At 72.8% G+C, this 17,465-nt stretch carries 18 protein-coding genes; 16 read left to right on the forward strand and 2 right to left on the reverse strand.

The features are described 5' to 3' along the window. Positions 1–34: 34 nt before the first annotated feature. The 6 genes from LZG04_RS08510 to LZG04_RS08535 all read left to right on the forward strand — a co-directional run bounded on the left by LZG04_RS08510 (position 35) and on the right by LZG04_RS08535 (position 5,338). Positions 35–994, forward strand: coding sequence for a hypothetical protein (locus LZG04_RS08510; protein ID WP_233814964.1), 960 nt, complete (start codon positions 35–37; stop codon positions 992–994). An 80-nt stretch (positions 995–1,074) separates the two neighbouring features. Continuing rightward, entirely contained in the window at positions 1,075–2,274 is a 1,200-nt protein-coding gene (gene aroC / locus LZG04_RS08515; protein ID WP_233814966.1) for a chorismate synthase, read from the forward strand. After that, on the forward strand, positions 2,271–2,789 hold the full coding sequence (locus LZG04_RS08520) for a shikimate kinase (protein WP_233814968.1): 519 nt from the start codon (positions 2,271–2,273) through the stop codon (positions 2,787–2,789). The genes aroC and LZG04_RS08520 overlap by 4 nt, the downstream gene beginning before the upstream one ends. Beyond that, entirely contained in the window at positions 2,790–3,818 is a 1,029-nt protein-coding gene (locus LZG04_RS08525; RefSeq protein ID WP_233814971.1) for a DNA glycosylase AlkZ-like family protein, read from the forward strand. A 19-nt stretch (positions 3,819–3,837) separates the two neighbouring features. After that, the gene (gene aroB / locus LZG04_RS08530) at positions 3,838–4,944 is read left to right on the forward strand and encodes a 3-dehydroquinate synthase (RefSeq protein ID WP_233814972.1); all 1,107 of its coding nucleotides are present in this window, start codon (positions 3,838–3,840) and stop codon (positions 4,942–4,944) included. A gap of 7 nt (positions 4,945–4,951) precedes the next feature. After that, positions 4,952–5,338: a VOC family protein gene (locus tag LZG04_RS08535; RefSeq protein ID WP_233814974.1), complete on the forward strand. Its 387-nt coding sequence runs from the start codon at positions 4,952–4,954 to the stop codon at positions 5,336–5,338. On the opposite strand, the gene LZG04_RS08540 is transcribed toward LZG04_RS08535, so the two are convergent. Beyond that, the gene (locus tag LZG04_RS08540) at positions 5,290–5,742 is read right to left on the reverse strand and encodes a B-4DMT family transporter (protein WP_233814976.1); all 453 of its coding nucleotides are present in this window, start codon (positions 5,740–5,742) and stop codon (positions 5,290–5,292) included. The two genes, LZG04_RS08535 and LZG04_RS08540, sit on opposite strands and share 49 nt — an antisense overlap. Before the next feature lie 135 nt (positions 5,743–5,877). Here LZG04_RS08540 and LZG04_RS08545 point away from each other — a divergent pair, with 135 nt between their 5' ends. From LZG04_RS08545 to nusB, 3 genes are all read left to right on the forward strand, one after another. Next, positions 5,878–6,963 (forward strand): Xaa-Pro peptidase family protein, encoded by a 1,086-nt coding sequence (locus LZG04_RS08545; protein ID WP_233814979.1) that lies wholly within the window; start codon positions 5,878–5,880, stop codon positions 6,961–6,963. Between the two features lie 76 nt (positions 6,964–7,039). Beyond that, positions 7,040–7,603, forward strand: a complete 564-nt coding sequence (efp, locus tag LZG04_RS08550; protein ID WP_233814981.1) for an elongation factor P — start codon at positions 7,040–7,042, stop codon at positions 7,601–7,603. 1 nt (position 7,604) lies between these two features. Next, positions 7,605–8,024: a transcription antitermination factor NusB gene (gene nusB, locus LZG04_RS08555; protein WP_233814983.1), complete on the forward strand. Its 420-nt coding sequence runs from the start codon at positions 7,605–7,607 to the stop codon at positions 8,022–8,024. An 88-nt stretch (positions 8,025–8,112) separates the two neighbouring features. On the opposite strand, the gene LZG04_RS08560 is transcribed toward nusB, so the two are convergent. Then, positions 8,113–8,601, reverse strand: coding sequence for a transcriptional regulator (locus LZG04_RS08560; protein ID WP_015103676.1), 489 nt, complete (start codon positions 8,599–8,601; stop codon positions 8,113–8,115). A 258-nt stretch (positions 8,602–8,859) separates the two neighbouring features. Between LZG04_RS08560 and pyrR the strand changes: the two genes are divergently transcribed. Genes pyrR through pyrF form a run of 7 tightly spaced genes read left to right on the forward strand, consistent with a single transcriptional unit; the run spans position 8,860 to position 17,361 of the window. After that, the gene (pyrR, locus tag LZG04_RS08565; protein WP_308199004.1) at positions 8,860–9,432 is read left to right on the forward strand and encodes a bifunctional pyr operon transcriptional regulator/uracil phosphoribosyltransferase PyrR; all 573 of its coding nucleotides are present in this window, start codon (positions 8,860–8,862) and stop codon (positions 9,430–9,432) included. After that, positions 9,429–10,361: an aspartate carbamoyltransferase catalytic subunit gene (locus tag LZG04_RS08570; protein WP_233814985.1), complete on the forward strand. Its 933-nt coding sequence runs from the start codon at positions 9,429–9,431 to the stop codon at positions 10,359–10,361. Before pyrR ends, LZG04_RS08570 begins: the two co-directional genes overlap by 4 nt. Then, entirely contained in the window at positions 10,358–11,641 is a 1,284-nt protein-coding gene (locus tag LZG04_RS08575; RefSeq protein ID WP_233814987.1) for a dihydroorotase, read from the forward strand. The genes LZG04_RS08570 and LZG04_RS08575 overlap by 4 nt, the downstream gene beginning before the upstream one ends. Continuing rightward, on the forward strand, positions 11,638–12,123 hold the full coding sequence (locus LZG04_RS08580) for a transporter (RefSeq protein ID WP_233814989.1): 486 nt from the start codon (positions 11,638–11,640) through the stop codon (positions 12,121–12,123). Before LZG04_RS08575 ends, LZG04_RS08580 begins: the two co-directional genes overlap by 4 nt. Then, positions 12,120–13,247 (forward strand): glutamine-hydrolyzing carbamoyl-phosphate synthase small subunit, encoded by a 1,128-nt coding sequence (gene carA, locus LZG04_RS08585; protein ID WP_233814991.1) that lies wholly within the window; start codon positions 12,120–12,122, stop codon positions 13,245–13,247. The genes LZG04_RS08580 and carA overlap by 4 nt, the downstream gene beginning before the upstream one ends. Continuing rightward, a complete protein-coding gene (gene carB, locus LZG04_RS08590; protein WP_233814993.1) occupies positions 13,247–16,546 on the forward strand; it encodes a carbamoyl-phosphate synthase large subunit in 3,300 nt (1,099 codons plus the stop codon). The genes carA and carB overlap by 1 nt, the downstream gene beginning before the upstream one ends. Continuing rightward, on the forward strand, positions 16,543–17,361 hold the full coding sequence (gene pyrF, locus LZG04_RS08595) for an orotidine-5'-phosphate decarboxylase (protein WP_233814995.1): 819 nt from the start codon (positions 16,543–16,545) through the stop codon (positions 17,359–17,361). The genes carB and pyrF overlap by 4 nt, the downstream gene beginning before the upstream one ends. The last annotated feature ends 104 nt before the right edge of the window (positions 17,362–17,465 follow it).

The raw sequence follows: 17,465 nt of genomic DNA on the forward strand, positions 1-17,465 counted from the left end.
CGAACCCACGACCGCGCACGGCGGAAAGGCGGAAATGAACCGACCACCGATCACCCCGGAGATGAGGGCGAGGGCGCGCACCACCCCGAACGCCTGGCTGCACGTGGTCGACCCGAACCACCGGGTCTCCACCGCCATCCCCCCGGCCGAGTCGGTGATCGGCCGGTACCTCGTGGACGGTCGCGGCGAGATCACCGACCAGTACGTCCCCAACCCCCGCTACCGCCCGATCCCCACCCCACCGCCACTCGCCCATCGGGCCACTCGGCCGCCTGCCGCGGCTGCTGGTCAGCCCGCGCCCACCCGACCCGCCGCACCGCCTGCGGCAGCACCGCCTCCGGCCGCGGCCGCCCGACCCGCCGCGCCGACTCCGGCCGCGCCGACTCCGGCCGTGCCCGCCGGCTCGCGCGCGCCGACCGGGAACGCGGTCGCCGGTTCGCCTGGGCACGCAGCCCCTGCACCCGGTGCCGTGGCTGCCGGCCCACCCCCGCCCGCGCACCTCGCCGCGTCATCCGGTGTCGTGGCCGGCAACCCGTCCGCGCACGTGGCCCCATCCCCGAGCCCCGCCTCATCCGGAGCCGCCCAGCCGAGTGCCACCGCGCCGCGCGCCACCGACCGGCCGGCGGCCGACGTCGAACCGGCCAACGAGCTGGAAGCCGTGCTGCGGCTGGCCCACCAGGGCGAGCTGGACCGGGACGACCTGCTCGCGGCCGTGTTGGCGGCCGACCTGGTGCTGCCCGCCGATCCCGCCCGCCCACCGCGCGGCCACCTCGTGACGCGCGGCCCGGTGGTCGACGCGTTCGCTTCGCCGAAGGCGCTGCCGGGTGACTGGCCGCCCCGGTGGCACCGGTTCACCGGGGTGGAGCTGGCGGTGCTGTTCGACCGGCTCGGGGAACCGCTGTGGCTCAACCTGGGCGATTCCTCCGGGCGGTCCTGGGAGATCACGTCGGACGCCCTGGTGGCGGCGTTGCGGGGCGCGGTCGGCGTCGGCTGAGCGTCCACCTGGCGGGACACGCCCGAACCGCTCTCACCGGGCCGTCCGGCCCTCGTTCACACTGTGGAAGGATCGTCGCTGTGCTGCGCTGGATCACCGCTGGGGAGTCCCATGGACCGGCCCTCGTCGCCGTGCTGGAAGGCATGGTCGCCGGGGTCGAGGTCACCACTGCCGACCTGACCGCTCAACTGGAGCGCCGCCGGCTCGGCTTCGGTCGCAGCCCGCGCATGGGCTTCGAGGCCGACGAGGTCGAGATCCTCGGCGGTGTCCGCCACGGGCTCACGCAGGGCGGCCCGATCGCGGTCCGGATCGGGAACACCGAGTGGCCCAAGTGGCAGAAGGTGATGTCCGCCGACCCGGTCGACCCGTCCGAGCTCAAGCCCACCGGCCGCAACGAGGCGCTGACCAGGCCGCGGCCCGGCCACGCCGACCTGCCCGGCATGCAGAAGTTCGGCTTCGACGAGGCCCGTCCGGTGCTGGAACGCGCCAGCGCCCGGGAGACGGCCGCCCGCACCGCGCTCGGCACGGTCGCCCGCCACTTCCTCAAGCAGGTCTTCGACGTGGACGTGATCAGCCACGTCGTCTCCATCGGCAAGGCGAAGACGCCCGCCGACGCGGCCGTGCCCGGCCCGGGTGACCTGGCCGCGGTGGACGCCAGCCCCGTCCGCGCGTTCGACGCGCGCGGCACGGAGGCGATGGTGGCCGAGGTCGAGGCGGTGAAGGAGGCCGGTGACACGGTCGGCGGCGTGATCGAGGTCATCGCCTACGGCCTGCCGCCGGGCCTCGGCTCGCACGTGCACTGGGACCGCCGCCTCGACGCGCGGCTGGCCGGCGCGCTGATGGGCGTGCAGGCGATGAAGGGCGTGGAGATCGGCGACGGCTTCACCACCGCCGAGCGGTGGGGCAGCCAGGCGCACGACGAGATCGACCGGGGCGACGGCCCCAAGGGCGTCACGCGCCGCTCGAACCGGGCCGGCGGCCTGGAGGGCGGCATCACCAACGGCGAGCCGCTGCGCGCCCGCGTGGCCATGAAGCCGATCTCGACCGTCCCCCGCGCGTTGTCCACTGTGGACGTCCGAACGGGAGAGCCCGCGGTCGCGATCCACCAGCGGTCGGACGTGTGCGCGGTGCCGCGCGCGGGCGTGGTGCTGGAGTCCGTGGTGGCGCTGGTGCTGGCCGAGGCGGCGCTGGAGAAGTTCGGCGGCGACTCGATCGTGGAGACCAAGCGCAACGTGGCCGCCTACCTGGAGGCGCTGGAAGCCCGCTGGGAGGGCCTGTGAGCCCCCGCTACGTCGTGCTCGGCCCGCCGGGAGCGGGCAAGACGACGGTCGGCACGATCCTTGCCGAACGCCTCGGCGTCGCCTTCCGCGACACCGACGACGACATCGTGGCCACCGCGGGCAAGCCGATCTCCGACATCTTCACCGACGACGGCGAACCCGCGTTCCGCGCGATGGAGGAGGAAGCGGTCGCCGAGGCGCTCAAGACCCACGACGGCGTGCTGGCGCTGGGCGGCGGCGCGGTGCTGTCCGCGACCACCCGCGGCCGCCTGGTCGGCCACACCGTGGTCTTCCTCAACGTCGGCATGGCCGAGGGCGTGCGGCGCACCGGCATGTCCAGCGCACGGCCGCTGCTGGCGGGCGTGAACCCGCGGGCGACGTTCAAGTCCCTGCTGGACGCGCGCCTGCCGCTGTACCGGGAGGTCGCCACGATCGAGGTGACCACCGACGACCTCACCCCGGAGCAGGTGGTCGACGCGGTGCTCCGCCCGACGGGACCGGCGCAAGGGACCTGAGTGGACCTGACCGGGGCGCGGGTCCTGGCGCACCGCGCCGCGGTGCAGGGCCTGCACGGCGACGACCCCGACGCGGTGCTGCCGCTGGGCGTGGTGGACAGCCCGCCCGGGACGGGCGCGGCGGCGTTGGGCGTGCGGGGTCGCCGTGAGGGCACCGAAGACCTGGCCCGCGTGCTGAGCCTGCGCGGGGCGCCGCACCTGCACCGCCGTGCCGACCTGCCCGCGTTGCGCCGGCAGCTCCGACCGCGCACGCCCCGGCAACTGGCCGCGTGGTGCGGGGCGCACCCCGTGCCCGACCTGGCGCACGTCGACCTGGTCGTCGACCTGCTGCACCGCGAGTTCCCCGGCGAGACGGCCACCAAGGGCGAGCTGTCCGCGGCGATCAGCCCGCTGCTGCCCGACGCCGTCACCCCGTACTGCCCGACGTGCGACGCCCACCACGTCATCGAGAACGTCTTCCGCCTCGCCACCCTCCTCGCGGGCATCGAGCTGGAGCACCGGGGCCCGAAGCTCGTCTTCCGCCGCCCGACCGCGAGACCGGAGGTCGAGGAGCCCGGCGAGCCGACCCTGCTGCTCGATTACGCCCGCCTGGTCGGCCCGTTCGCCAAGGTCGACGCGGAGAAGTGGCTCGGCGCGGGCCCTCAGGACGCCTGGCCGGACCTGCGCCCGGTCCGGGTCGAGGGCAAGCGGCTGCTGGCGCACGAGGACGTCGCCGAAGCACCCGACCCGCCCGCCGGCCTGCTGCTGTTCCCGCGCGACCCCTACCTGCTCGGACCGCGTCACCTGGTCGCCGACCCGGACGTGGCCAAGCGGGTGTGGCGGCCCGTCGGCAGCCCCGGCGCGCTCGTGCTGCACGGCCGGGTGACGGGCGCGTGGCGGCACGAGTTCCGCGGCCGCACGGTGACGTTCCAGGTCACGGGCTGGTCGAAGGTCAAGGGCGAGGCGCGGCGGGCGATCAGGCACCAGGCCGACGTGCTGGCCGGGGTGTGGGGCGGCGCGGTGCTCGGAGCGGACGTGGTCGAATGGTGACCCGACGAGGGGAGTGGTGATGGGCGAGCCGGTGCGGATCCGCGTGGCCGCGGAACGACCGTACGACGTGGTGGTGGGCCGCGGCCTGCTCGGCGACCTGGTCGAGGGCCTGAAGGGCACGGCCAAGGCGGCGATCGTCCACACGCCCACGCTGGCCGAGACCGCCGAGGCGGTCCGCGGCGAGCTGGAGGCGGCCGGGATCGACGCGCACCGCGTCGAGGTGCCCGACGCCGAGGACGGCAAGGACCTGCGGGTCGCCGGGTACTGCTGGGACGTGTTCGGGCGCATCGGCCTCGGCCGCACGGACGCCGTGATCGGCCTGGGCGGCGGCGCGGTGACCGACCTGGCCGGGTTCGTCGCCTCCACGTGGATGCGCGGGGTGAAGCTGGTCCACGTGCCCACCACGCTGCTGGCCATGGTGGACGCCGCGGTCGGCGGCAAGACCGGCATCAACACCGACGCGGGCAAGAACCTGGTCGGCACGTTCTACGAGCCGGACGCCGTGCTGGTCGACCTGGCCACGCTGGAGACGCTGCCGCGCAACGAGCTGGTGGCGGGCATGGCCGAGGTGGTCAAGGGCGGTTTCATCGCCGACCCGGTCATCCTCGAGCTGATCGAGGCGGACCCGGGGGCCGCGCTGGACCCGTCCGGCGACGTGATCGAGGAGCTGGTGCGGCGCAAGATCCAGGTCAAGGCCGACGTGGTGTCGACCGACCTGCGCGAGTCGGACCTGCGCGAGATCCTGAACTACGGCCACACCCTCGCGCACGCCATCGAGCGCCGCGAGCGCTACCGCTGGCGGCACGGCGCGGCGGTCAGCGTCGGCCTGGTGTTCGCCGCCGAGCTGGCGCGCCTCGCGGGCAGGCTGGACGACGCCACCGCCGACCGCCACCGCTCGATCCTGTCCTCGCTCGGCCTGCCGACCGGCTACGACCCGGACGCGCTCGGCCAGCTGCTGGAGGGGATGCGCTCGGACAAGAAGACAAGGTCGGGCGTGCTGCGGTTCGTGGTGCTGGACGGCCTGGCCAAGCCGGGTCGGCTGGAGGGCCCGGACCCGGCGCTCATCGCCGCGGCGTACTCGGCGGTCGCGGCCGAGCCGAAGTCGGGTGGGAGCGTCCTGCTGTGACCGCGAGGTGACCGCGGGCCACCTCCACCACGTGGAGCTGTGGGTGCCCGACCTGGCCCGCGCCGAGCGCAGCATCGGGTGGCTGCTCGGCGAGCTGGGCTGGGTCGAGTACCAGCGCTGGTCCGCGGGCGTGAGCTGGCGACTGGGCCCCACCTACCTGGTGGTCGAGCACTCACCCGCGCTGGACGCCCACCACCGGCTCGGCACGGGCCTGAACCACCTGGCGTTCCACGTCGCGGGCCGCGCGGAGGTGGACCGGCTGGCCGCCGCGGCGACCGGGCACGGCTGGTCGCCGCTGTTCGCGGACGCCTATCCGCACGCGGGTGGGCCGGAGCACTACGCGGCCTACTTGGAGAACGTCGACGGCTTCGAGGTGGAGCTGGTGGCCGCCTGACGCGGTCCGGCTTCACGGGGTTGGGGCAGGGCGTTGCCCAGGCCCATCCCGACCGCCGCCGTCGCCATGACCAGCAGCGCGGTGAACGCCGCGCCGCCGGTCAGCGCCGGGCCGAGCGCTTCCGAGCCGGTCTGGTCCACCAGCGACCGGCCGACCACGCCCGCGATGCCGGCCAGCGGCCCGGCCACCAGCGCGGCGGCGAACCACACCATGCCGCGGCCTTCGAGGCCGCGCCACGCGTCCAGCGCGCCCCACAGCAGGCCGATGACCACGACCAGCGCCAGCGCGATGTACCGGGTGGACGAGGCCGCCTCGGGGCTGTGCACGCTCACCGCCGAGGTGCCGGTCTGCACCCCGCCGTGGAACAACCCCAACCAGAAGCCCCGGACCAGCCACGCGCGCATGGGCCCACCCTAGGCGCGACCGGACGCCCGTCCCAGGCCCGGCACCGTCCGTCACGCGAACAGTCGCACGATCCAGCACGGTTCACCCGAACGAGTGGCACGCTGCGCCGCACCACCCGGCCTTAGGCTGCTGACATGCCGCACTCCACTCGCCGCGCCGCCCTGCGCGCCACGCTCCGGGACCGGGAGCTGGACGCCCTGCTGGTGACGAACCTGCTCAACGTCCGCTACCTGACGGGGTTCACCGGGTCGAACGCGGCACTGCTGGTGCACGCCGACTCCGACGACGCCTCCGTGTTCTGCACCGACGGCCGCTACCTCACCCAGGCCGCCGCGCAGGTGCCCGACCTGGAGCGGGTCATCGACCGGCCGTGCGACGTGGCACTGGTGGAGCGCGCCGTGAAAGCGGGCTCGGCCCGGGTCGGATTCGAGAGCGGGCACGTGACCGTGGACGGGCTGGACGCGCTGGCCGACGCCGCGGCCGGCGCGGAGCTGGTGCGCGCGTCCGACCTGGTCGAACGACTGCGCCTGGTCAAGGACGACGCCGAGGTCGAGGCGCTGCGCATGGCGTGCGCGGCGGCCGACCGGGCGCTGGCCGACCTCATCGAGCACGGCGGCCTGCGGGCCGGCCGCACCGAGAAGGAGATCGCCCGCGAGCTGGAGAGCCGGATGCTCGACCACGGCGCGGCCGGGCCGTCGTTCGAGTCGATCGTGGCGGCGGGCGCGAACTCGGCCGTGCCGCACCACCGGCCCACCGAGGCCGTGGTCCGCGACGGCGACTTCGTCAAGCTCGACTTCGGCGCGCTGGTCGACGGCTACCACTCCGACATGACCCGCACCCTGGTCGTCGGCCGGGTCTCCGACTGGCAGCGCGAGCTGTACCAACTGGTCGCGGCCTCGCAGGCGGCGGGCCGGGCCGCGCTGGCGGTCGGCACGCCGTTCGCGGACGTGGACGCCGCGGCGCGCGGCGTGATCGAGGAGGCCGGGCGCGGCGACGAGTTCCTGCACGGCCTCGGGCACGGCGTCGGCCTGCAGATCCACGAGGCTCCAGCGCTGTCCAAGGCGGGTGACGGTACACTTCTGCCCGGTATGGCGGTCACCGTCGAGCCCGGCGTGTACCTGGCCGGGAAGGGTGGTGTCCGCATCGAGGACACGCTCGTGGTGCGCGAAGGCGCCCCGGAGCTCCTCACCCTGACCACGAAGGAGCTCGTGGTCATCTGAAGTCGGACGCCTGGAATCGGATCCGTCGGCCGAGCCGACGTCGTCCCCCACTCACGCAACAGGAGAGCCCACCACCGTGGCCACCACCAACGACCTCAAGAACGGCCTGGTGCTGAACCTCGACGGCCAGCTGTGGACCGTCACCGCGTTCCAGCACGTGAAGCCGGGCAAGGGTGGCGCCTTCGTGCGCACCACGTTGAAGCACGTCCTGTCCGGCAAGGTCGTGGACAAGACCTTCAACGCGGGCACCAAGGTCGAGACGGCCACCGTCGACAAGCGCGGCATGACGTTCCTGTACAAGGACGGCGCCGACTTCGTCTTCATGGACGGCGACACCTACGACCAGATCAGCATCCCGGCCGAGACGGTCGGCGACGCGGCGAACTACATGCTGGAGAACCAGGAAGCGATCGTCGCCATGCACGAGGGCGTCGCGCTCTACGTCGAGCTCCCGACCTCGGTGGAGCTCGTGATCCAGCACACCGACCCGGGCCTGCAGGGCGACCGCTCCACCGGCGGCACCAAGCCCGCCACGCTGGAGACCGGCGCGGAGATCCAGGTGCCGCTGTTCGTCACCACCGGCGAGAAGATCAAGGTCGACACCCGCGACGGCCGTTACCTGGGCCGAGTGAACGGCTGAGATGGGCGCACGGAGCAAGGCCCGCAAACGCGCGGTCGACGTCCTCTACGAGGCCGACCTGCGGGGCGTGGACCCGGTGACGCTGCTCGCGGACCGGGTCGGTTCGACCGACGTGCCGCCGGTGAACGACTACACGATCGTCCTGGTCGAAGGCGTCACGGCGCACCGGGCGCGCATCGACGACCTGATCTCCGAGCACGCGGAGGGCTGGACGCTGAACCGCATGCCCGCGGTCGACCGCGCGGTGCTGCGGATCGGGCTCTACGAGCTGCTGTGGGCCGCGGACGTGCCGGACGCGGTCGCGATCGACGAGGCGGTGGAGCTGGCCAAGGGCCTGTCCACGGACGACTCGCCCCGGTTCGTCAACGGCGTGCTGGGCCGGATCGCGGTCATCGCCGACCAGTTGCGGGCCGTGCTCTAGCCCCACCTCGCGCCCCGGCCGCACCCGCTGCGACCTGCGCGAAGAGACCGACAGGGCCACCCGGCGCGCCGGGTGGCCCTGTTCGCGTTCAGTCCTCCTTGGCCGGACGGGCCTCGGGAGGCAGCACGCCCCAGTCGATGAGCTGCTCGGTCAGCTCGCCGGGCGTCATGTCGTAGATGATCGCCAGCGAGCGCAGGTCCTCGGTCCGGATGGACAGCACCTTGCCGTTGTAGTCCCCGCGCTGGCTCTGGATGGTGGCCGCGTACCGCGCGAGCGGCCCGACCTTCTCCGCCGGCAGCTGTTGCAGCCGTTCCAGGTTGATGACGATCTTGGTGGCGGGTTCCGCCCCGGAGGGCACCCGGCCTTCCGGCAGCAGCTCGGCCACCGGGACGCCGTAGAAGTCGGCCAGCTCGGCGAGCTTCTGCACGGTCACGGCGCGGTCGCCGCGCTCGTACGAGCCGACGACCACGGCCTTCCAGCGACCGCCGGACTTCTGCTCGACGCCGTGCAAAGACAAGCCCTGCTGCTGGCGGATCGCGCGGAGCTTTGCCCCCAGCGCCTTGGCGTAGTCGCCCATGTGGCGGTTCTCCGTTCATTCGCCCCGTCAGCCGGTAGGGGACTGCCGCGGGGAGGCTTAGATCAATACGCAGAGTAATGATTGCTCTCCGTGGTCACCAGGTCAAGCTGATCTCGATGGGACAGGTGGGCGAGACCACGCACACCACCCGGAAGATTGACCGCGCGCGCCTGATACGGTGCTGGTCAGCCCGGTCGCAGCCGGGTGTCCGACGTCCTTTAAGGACCCGTCCAGCGAGGCGGGGAAGGAGGTCCAACCGTGGCGCCACGTCAACGTGGCGCGACGGACCCGGCCGGGGAGCGCGAGCTCCTGTCGGCCGGCGACGTCGCGCGCACCGTCGCCCGAATGGCCCATCAGATCATCGAGAAGACCGCTCTTGATGCACCGAGCGCACCCGCAGTAGTCCTGATGGGGATTCCGAGCCGGGGAGCGCCGCTGGCCCGCCGCCTGGCCGTGCGGATCGCCGAGTTCTCGGGTGTCGAGGTGCCGACCGGCACGCTGGACGTGACCCTCTACCGGGACGACCTGCGCCGGGGCCCCACCCGCCCGCTGGAGGCCACGAAGCTGCCCGAGGGCGGTATCGACGACAAGCTCGTGGTCCTGGTGGACGACGTGCTGTTCTCCGGCCGCACGATCCGCGCCGCGCTCGACGCCCTGCGCGACCACGGCCGCCCGCGCGCCGTGCAGTTGGCCGTCCTGGTCGACCGCGGGCACCGGGAGCTGCCGATCCGCGCGGACTACGTGGGCAAGAACGTGCCCACGGCCCGCACCGAGGAGGTCCACGTGCTGCTGGACGAGTTCGACCAGCGCGACGGGGTGGTGCTGCGGTGAAGCACCTGCTCACCACCGAGGGCATCGACCCGGCCCAGGCGACCGCCATCCTGGACACCGCGGCGAGCCTCAAGCAGGCCCTGGAAGGCCGTGAGGTGCGCAAACTGCCGACGTTGCGCGGCCGCACGGTCATCACGATGTTCTACGAGAACTCCACCCGCACCCGCGTGAGCTTCGAGATCGCGGGCAAGTGGATGAGCGCGGACGTGGTGAACGTCTCGTCGTCCGGCTCCAGCGTGAGCAAGGGCGAGTCGCTGCGCGACACCGCGCTGACCCTGGCCGCGGCGGGCGCGGACTGCGTCATCGTGCGGCACCCGGCGTCCGGCGCGGCGCACCGGCTGGCCGGCTGGCTGCGCGAGGCGGGCACGTCGGTGGTCAACGCGGGCGACGGCATGCACGAGCACCCCACCCAGGCCCTGCTCGACGCGGCCACCCTGCGGGAACGCCTCGGCGACCTGCGGGACCGCCGCATCGCCATCGTCGGCGACGTGCTGCACAGCCGGGTCGCCCGGTCCAACGTGCACCTGCTCACCGCCCTGGGCGCGGACGTGACGCTGGTCGCGCCGCCGACCCTGCTGCCCACCGGCGTGGAGGGCTGGCCGGTCACCGTCTCGCACGAGCTGGACCCCGAGCTGCCCGGCCTCGACGCCGTGATGCTGCTGCGGGTGCAGGCCGAGCGCATGCACGGGGGGTTCTTCCCCTCGGCCCGCGAGTACTCCATCGCCTACGGCCTGAGCGAGCGGCGGCTGAAGCTGCTGCCCGAGCACGCGGTCGTGCTGCACCCCGGTCCGATGCTGCGCGGCATGGAGATCGCCTCGGCGGTCGCCGACTCGCCCCGCGCCGCGATCACCGACCAGGTGCGCAACGGCGTGCACGTGCGGATGGCCGTGCTCTACCACCTGCTCGCCCATGAAGAGGAGACTTCGTGAAACCCTTGATCCTCAAGGGAGTACGACCGTACGGCGAAGGCGACCCGACCGATGTGCTGATCCGCGACGGTGTGATCGCCGCGATCGGGTCCGTGGACGACGAAGGCGCGCGGATCGTCGACGGCGGCGGCGCGGTGCTGCTGCCCGGCTTCGTGGACCTGCACACCCACCTGCGCGAACCCGGCCGCGAGGACACCGAGACGATCGCCACCGGCTCGGCCGCCGCCGCGCTGGGCGGCTACACGGCGGTCTTCGCCATGGCCAACACCGACCCCGTCGCGGACAACGAGGTCGTCGTCACGCACGTCGCCCGGCGCGGCCGCGAGGTCGGCCTGGTCGACGTGCACCCGGTCGGCGCGGTCACCGTGGGCCTGGAGGGCGTGAAGCTCGCCGAGCTGGGCACCATGGCCAAGGCCGGCGTGCGGGTGTTCTCCGACGACGGCCACTGCGTGCACGACCCGCTGATCATGCGGCGCGCGCTGGAGTACAGCAAGGCGCTGGACGTGGTCATCGCGCAGCACGCCGAGGAGCCCCGGCTGACCGTCGGCGCGCAGGCGCACGAGGGCGAGCAGGCGTCCCGGCTGGGCCTTCAGGGCTGGCCCGCCTCGGCCGAGGAGTCAATCGTGGCGCGGGACTGCCTGCTGGCGCGGCACGCGGGCGCCCGGCTGCACGTCTGCCACGTCTCCACCACCGGCACGGCCGACGTGCTGCGGTGGGCCAAGGCGCGCGGCACGGAGGTCTCCGCCGAGGTCACGCCGCACCACCTGCTGCTGACCGACGAGCGGCTGGCCACCTACGACCCGGTGAACAAGGTCAACCCGCCGCTGCGCACGGCGGCCGACGTCGAGGTGCTGCGCCGGGCGCTGGCCGAGGGCGTCATCGACTGCGTGGCCACCGACCACGCGCCGCACGCCGTGCAGGACAAGGACTGCGAGTGGTCGGCGGCCCGGCCCGGGATGCTGGGCCTGCAGACCGCGCTGTCGATCGTGGTGGAGACCATGGTCCGCACCGGCCTGCTGGACTGGCGGGGCGTGGCGCGGGTGATGAGCGAGCGGCCCGCCGGGATCGCCGGGTTGGCCGACCAGGGCCGGCCGATCGAGGTCGGCGAGCCCGCGAACCTCACCCTGGTCGACCCGGACGCCACCTGGACGGTGCGCGGCGCGGAGTTCGCCAGCATCGCGGCCAACACCCCGTTCGAGGGCATGGAGCTGCCCGGCGTGGTGGTGGCGACGGTGCTGCGCGGGCGCGTGACCGCCCTCGGCGGAAGGATCGCCGAATGACCAGGGTGCTGCTGTCCCTCGCCGTGCTGGCGATCTTCCTGCTGTGCCTGTACGGCATGTGGCACGGCTGGCGGCGGCGCGCCCGCCGCCAGGCCGAGGTGCTGCCGGAGTTCCCGCAGCCGCCTGCCGAGACCGGCGCGACGATGCTGGAGACGACCGGTGTGTACGTGGGCACCACCCTCGGCGGCGACTGGCAGGACCGGGTCGCGGTCGGCGACATCGGCCACCGCGCCGAGGCGACCCTCAAGCTCACCGAGCAGGGCGTGCTGGTGGAGCGCACGGGTGCGAGCGCGCTGTGGATCCCGGCAGACCGGGTGGACGGCGCCCGCACGGCCCGCGGTCTCGCGGGCAAGGTGATGACCGCGGACGGCCTGCTGGTCGTCCGCTGGCACCTCGGCGACCAGGTGTTCGACACCGGGTTCCGGGGCGACGACAAGGACGTGTACGAGCAGTGGGTGCAAGCGCTGGGAGGCCCCGCATGAACAACTCGGTCAAGACCAACGCGGCACTGGTGCTGGAAGACGGCCGCGTGTTCCGCGGCGAGGCCTACGGCGCGGTCGGCGCGAGCCTGGGCGAGGTGGTGTTCTCCACCGGCATGACCGGTTACCAGGAGACCCTGACCGACCCGTCCTACCACCGCCAGATCGTGGTGCAGACCGCCCCGCAGATCGGCAACACCGGCTGGAACGACGAGGACGACGAGTCGAACCGCATCTGGGTCGCCGGGTACGTCGTGCGCGACCCGGCCCGCGTGCCGTCCAACTGGCGGTCCACCCGCGGCCTGGACGACGAGCTGGTCCGGCAGGGGATCGTGGGCATCTCGGGCATCGACACCCGGATGCTGACCCGCCACCTGCGCGAGCAGGGCGCGATGCGCGCCGGCGTGTTCTCCGGCGACGAGCTGGGCGGCGCCGAGGAGATGCTGGAGCGCGTCCGCAGCGCGCCGCAGATGAAGGGCGCGGACCTGGCGGGCGACGTGACCACGCCCGAGCCGTACGTGGTGGAGGCCGTCGGCGAGCGCCGCTTCACCGTGGCGGCGCTGGACCTGGGCATCAAGTCGAACACGCCGCGGATGATGGCCGCCCGCGGCATCGAGGTGCACGTGCTGCCGCTCACCTCGACCGTGGACGACCTGCTCTCGGTCAAGCCGGACGGCGTGTTCCTGTCCAACGGCCCGGGCGACCCGGCCACCCAGGCGCACGCGGTCGAGCTGACCCGCGGCGTGCTGGACCGGCGCATCCCGCTGTTCGGCATCTGCTTCGGCAACCAGATCCTGGGCCGCGCGCTGGGCCGCGACACCTACAAGCTGCGCTACGGCCACCGGGGCATCAACATCCCGGTGATCGACGTGGCGACCGGGAAGGTGGCGATCACCTCCCAGAACCACGGGTTCGCGCTGGAGGGCGAGCCGGGCGAGGAGTTCACCTCCGACTTCGGCCGCGTGCTGCTGAGCCACTACTGCCCCAACGACGGCACGGTCGAGGGCGTGCGGGCGCTGGACGTGCCCGCGTTCAGCGTGCAGTACCACCCGGAAGCGGCGGCCGGACCGCACGACGCCGCACCGCTGTTCGACGAGTTCGTGACGATGATGGGCGAGGGTCGCTGATGCCGAAGAGGACTGATCTCAAGCACGTTCTGGTCATCGGCTCCGGCCCGATCGTCATCGGCCAGGCCTGCGAGTTCGACTACTCCGGCACCCAGGCGTGCCGGGTGCTGCGCGAGGAGGGCCTGCGGGTCTCCTTGGTCAACTCCAACCCGGCGACGATCATGACCGACCCGGAGTTCGCCGACGCGACCTACGTCGAGCCGATCACCCCGGAGTTCGTGGAGAAGGTGATCGCGGCCGAGCGGCCCGACGCCGTCCTGGCCACGCTGGGCGGCCAGACCGCGCTGAACACGGCCATCGCGCTGCACGAGCGCGGTGTGCTGGAGAAGTACGACGTGGAGCTGATCGGCGCGGACATCGACGCCATCCAGCGCGGCGAGGACCGCCAGATCTTCAAGGACCTGGTCCGCAAGATCGGCGCGGACGTGCCGCGCAGCGCGGTGTGCAAGACCATGGAGGACGTCCGCGCGACCGTCGCCGAGCTGGGCCTGCCGGTCGTGATCCGGCCGTCGTTCACCATGGGCGGCCTCGGCTCGGGCATGGCGCACACCCCCGAGGAGCTGGAGCGGCTGGCCGCGAGCGGCCTGGCCGAGTCCCCGGTGCACGAGGTGCTCATCGAGGAGAGCGTGCTCGGCTGGAAGGAGTACGAGCTGGAGCTGATGCGCGACCGCAACGACAACGTGGTCGTCGTCTGCTCCATCGAGAACATCGACCCGATGGGCGTGCACACCGGCGACTCGGTGACCGTGGCCCCGGCGATGACGCTGACCGACCGCGAGTACCAGCACATGCGCGACGTCGGCATCGCGGTCATCCGCGAGGTCGGGGTGGACACCGGCGGCTGCAACATCCAGTTCGCCATCCACCCCGGGAACGGCCGAATGGTCGTCATCGAAATGAACCCGCGGGTGTCCCGTTCGTCCGCTTTGGCGTCGAAAGCGACCGGTTTCCCGATCGCCAAGATCGCCGCGAAACTCGCCATCGGCTACACGCTGGACGAGATCCGCAACGACATCACCGGCGAGACGCCCGCGAGTTTCGAGCCCGCGCTCGACTACGTCGTGGTGAAGGTGCCGCGGTTCGCGTTCGAGAAGTTCCCCGGCGCGGACAGCACCCTGACCACCACGATGAAGTCGGTGGGCGAGGCCATGTCCATCGGCCGCAGCTTCATCGAGGCGATGGGCAAGGCGCTGCGGTCCATGGAGACCAAGGCGGGCGGCTTCTGGACCACCCCCGACCCGGACGAGACGCTGGAGTCCACCCTGGACGCCCTGCGCGCCGGGCACGACGGCCGGCTGTACACGGTGGACCGCGCGCTGCGCCTGGGCGCGACCGTCGAGCAGGTGCACGAGGCCTCCCGCATCGACCCGTGGTTCATCGAGCAACTGGCCTGGCTGGTCGAGCTGCGCCGGGAGATCGAGACCGCGCCGGTGCTGGACGAGCGGCTGCTGCGCAAGGCCAAGCGGGCGGGCCTGTCCGACCGCCAGGTCGCCGCGCTGCGCCCGGAGCTGGCCGGCGAGGACGGCGTCCGCACCCTGCGCCACCGCCTGGGCGTGCGGCCGGTGTTCAAGACGGTCGACACGTGCGCCGCCGAGTTCGCCGCCCGGACCCCCTACCACTACTCGGCCTACGAGCTGGACCCCGACGCCGAGACCGAGGTGACCGAGCAGCGGGACAAGCCGAAGGTGCTGATCCTCGGCTCGGGCCCGAACCGGATCGGGCAGGGCATCGAGTTCGACTACTCGTGCGTGCACGCGGCCATGGCGCTGCGGGCCGCCGGGTACGAGACCGTGATGGTCAACTGCAACCCGGAGACCGTCTCCACCGACTACGACACCTCGGACCGGCTGTACTTCGAGCCGCTGACGTTCGAGGACGTGCTGGAGGTGTTCCACTCCGAGCAGCGCTCCGGCACGGTCGTGGGCGTGATCGTGCAGCTCGGCGGCCAGACGCCGCTGGGCCTCGCGCGGCGGCTCGCGGACGCGGGCGTGCCGGTCGTGGGCACCCCGCCGCACGCGATCCACCTCGCCGAGGAGCGCGGCGCGTTCGGCCAGGTCCTCGCCGAGGCCGGGCTGCCCGCCCCGAAGTACGGCATGGCCACCTCGTTCGCGCAGGCCAAGGCCATCGCCGACGAGATCGGTTACCCGGTGCTGGTGCGGCCGTCGTACGTGCTCGGCGGGCGCGGCATGGAGATCGTCTACGACGAGGAGACGCTGGGCGGCTACATCGAGCGCGCCACCGAGGTCAGCCCGGAGCACCCGGTGCTGGTCGACCGGTTCCTCGACGACGCCATCGAGATCGACGTGGACGCCCTCTACGACGGCAACGAGGTGTTCATCGGCGGTGTGATGGAGCACATCGAGGAGGCCGGCGTGCACTCCGGCGACTCGGCCTGCGCCCTGCCCCCGATCACGCTGGGCGAGTCGGACATCGACGCGGTCCGGCGCTCCACCCTGGCCATCGCCGAGGGCATCGGCGTGCGCGGCCTGCTCAACGTGCAGTACGCGCTGAAGGACGACGTGCTGTACGTCCTGGAGGCCAACCCGCGCGCCTCGCGCACCGTCCCGTTCGTCTCCAAGGCCACGGCGGTGCCGCTGGCCAAGGCCGCCGCCCGGATCATGCTCGGCGCGACCGTGGCCCAGCTGCGGGCCGAGGGGATGCTGCCGAAGGAGGGCGACGGCGCGAAGCTGCCGCCGCACGCCCCGGTCGCGGTCAAGGAGGCCGTGCTGCCGTTCCACCGGTTCCGCACGCCGGAGGGCAAGGGCGTGGACTCGCTGCTGGGCCCGGAGATGAAGTCGACCGGCGAGGTCATGGGCATCGACGTGTCGTTCGGCATGGCCTACGCCAAGTCCCAGACCGCCTCCTACGGCTCCCTGCCCACGTCCGGCCGGGTGTTCGTGTCGGTGGCCAACCGGGACAAGCGGGCCATGATCTTCCCGGTCAAGCGGCTCGCCGACCTGGGCTTCGAGGTGCTGGCCACCGCGGGCACGGCCGAGGTGCTGCGCCGCAACGGCATCCCCTGCACGATCGTGCGCAAGCACTTCGAGGGCGCCGACAACATCGTCGACGCGATCCTCGCGGGCACCGTCGACATGATCATCAACACGCCGTACGGCAACAACGGGCCGCGCATCGACGGCTACGAGATCCGCACCGCGGCCGTGGCCAAGGACATCCCGTGCGTGACCACGATCCAGGGCGCGGCGGCGGCCGTGCACGGCATCGAGGCCGCCATCCGCGGCGACATCGGCGTGCGGCCCCTCCAGGCCCTCCAGGCGGCCCTGCGGGGTGACGCGTGAGGTTCGGCGAGCGGTTGACGAAGGCGGTGGCCGAGCACGGACCCCTGTGCGTGGGCATCGACCCGCACCCCGGCCTGCTGGCGTCCTGGGGGCTCACCCAGGACGCCGCGGGGCTGGAGCGGTTCGCGCTGACCTGCGTGGAGGCGTTCGGCGGCCGGGTGGCGCTGGTGAAGCCGCAGGCGGCGTTCTTCGAGGCGCACGGGTCGCGGGGGGTGGCGGTGCTCGAACGCGTCATCGCCGACCTCAGGGACAGCGGCACGCTGGTGCTGGTGGACGCCAAGCGCGGTGACATCGGCTCGACCATGGCCGCGTACGCCGCCGCCTACCTCACCGAGGGCTCCCCGTTGGCCGGCGACGCGGTCACCGCGTCGCCGTTCCTCGGCTTCGGGTCGCTCGACCCGGCGGTGGAAGCCGCCTCGGCGAGCGGTCGCGGAATATTCGTGCTCGCGTTGACTTCGAATCCCGAGGGCGCCTCCGTGCAGCGCGCGGTGGGCGCCGACGGGCGTTCCGTGGCGCAGTCGATCGTGGACTCCGCGGCGCGGGCGAACGCGGGCGCCCAGCCCTTCGGCGACGTCGGCCTGGTGGTCGGCGCGACCGTGGACGACCTCGGCGTGGACCTCTCTGACCTGCACGGATACGTCCTCGCGCCGGGTTTCGGCGCGCAGGGCGCGACGGTCGGGGACCTGCGCGCGCTGTTCGGCCCGGACCTGCGCGGAGTGCTGCCGACGTCGTCGCGGGACGTGCTCAAGCACGGTCCCGAAACCGCAAAACTGCGGTCGGCGGTGGACGCCGTCCGAGCCTCCCTGGCGGTGTGATCACGATCAAATCGCGACACGCTTCGCGTGGTCCGCTCACCTGCGCAAACGGTGCCTGGTACGGTCCTGGCCACCGGCGGGTCCATCACCCATCGAGCGCATAC

The sequence above is a fragment of the Saccharothrix sp. S26 genome, assembly GCF_021390395.1.
Taxonomy (GTDB): Bacteria; Actinomycetota; Actinomycetes; order Mycobacteriales; family Pseudonocardiaceae; genus Actinosynnema.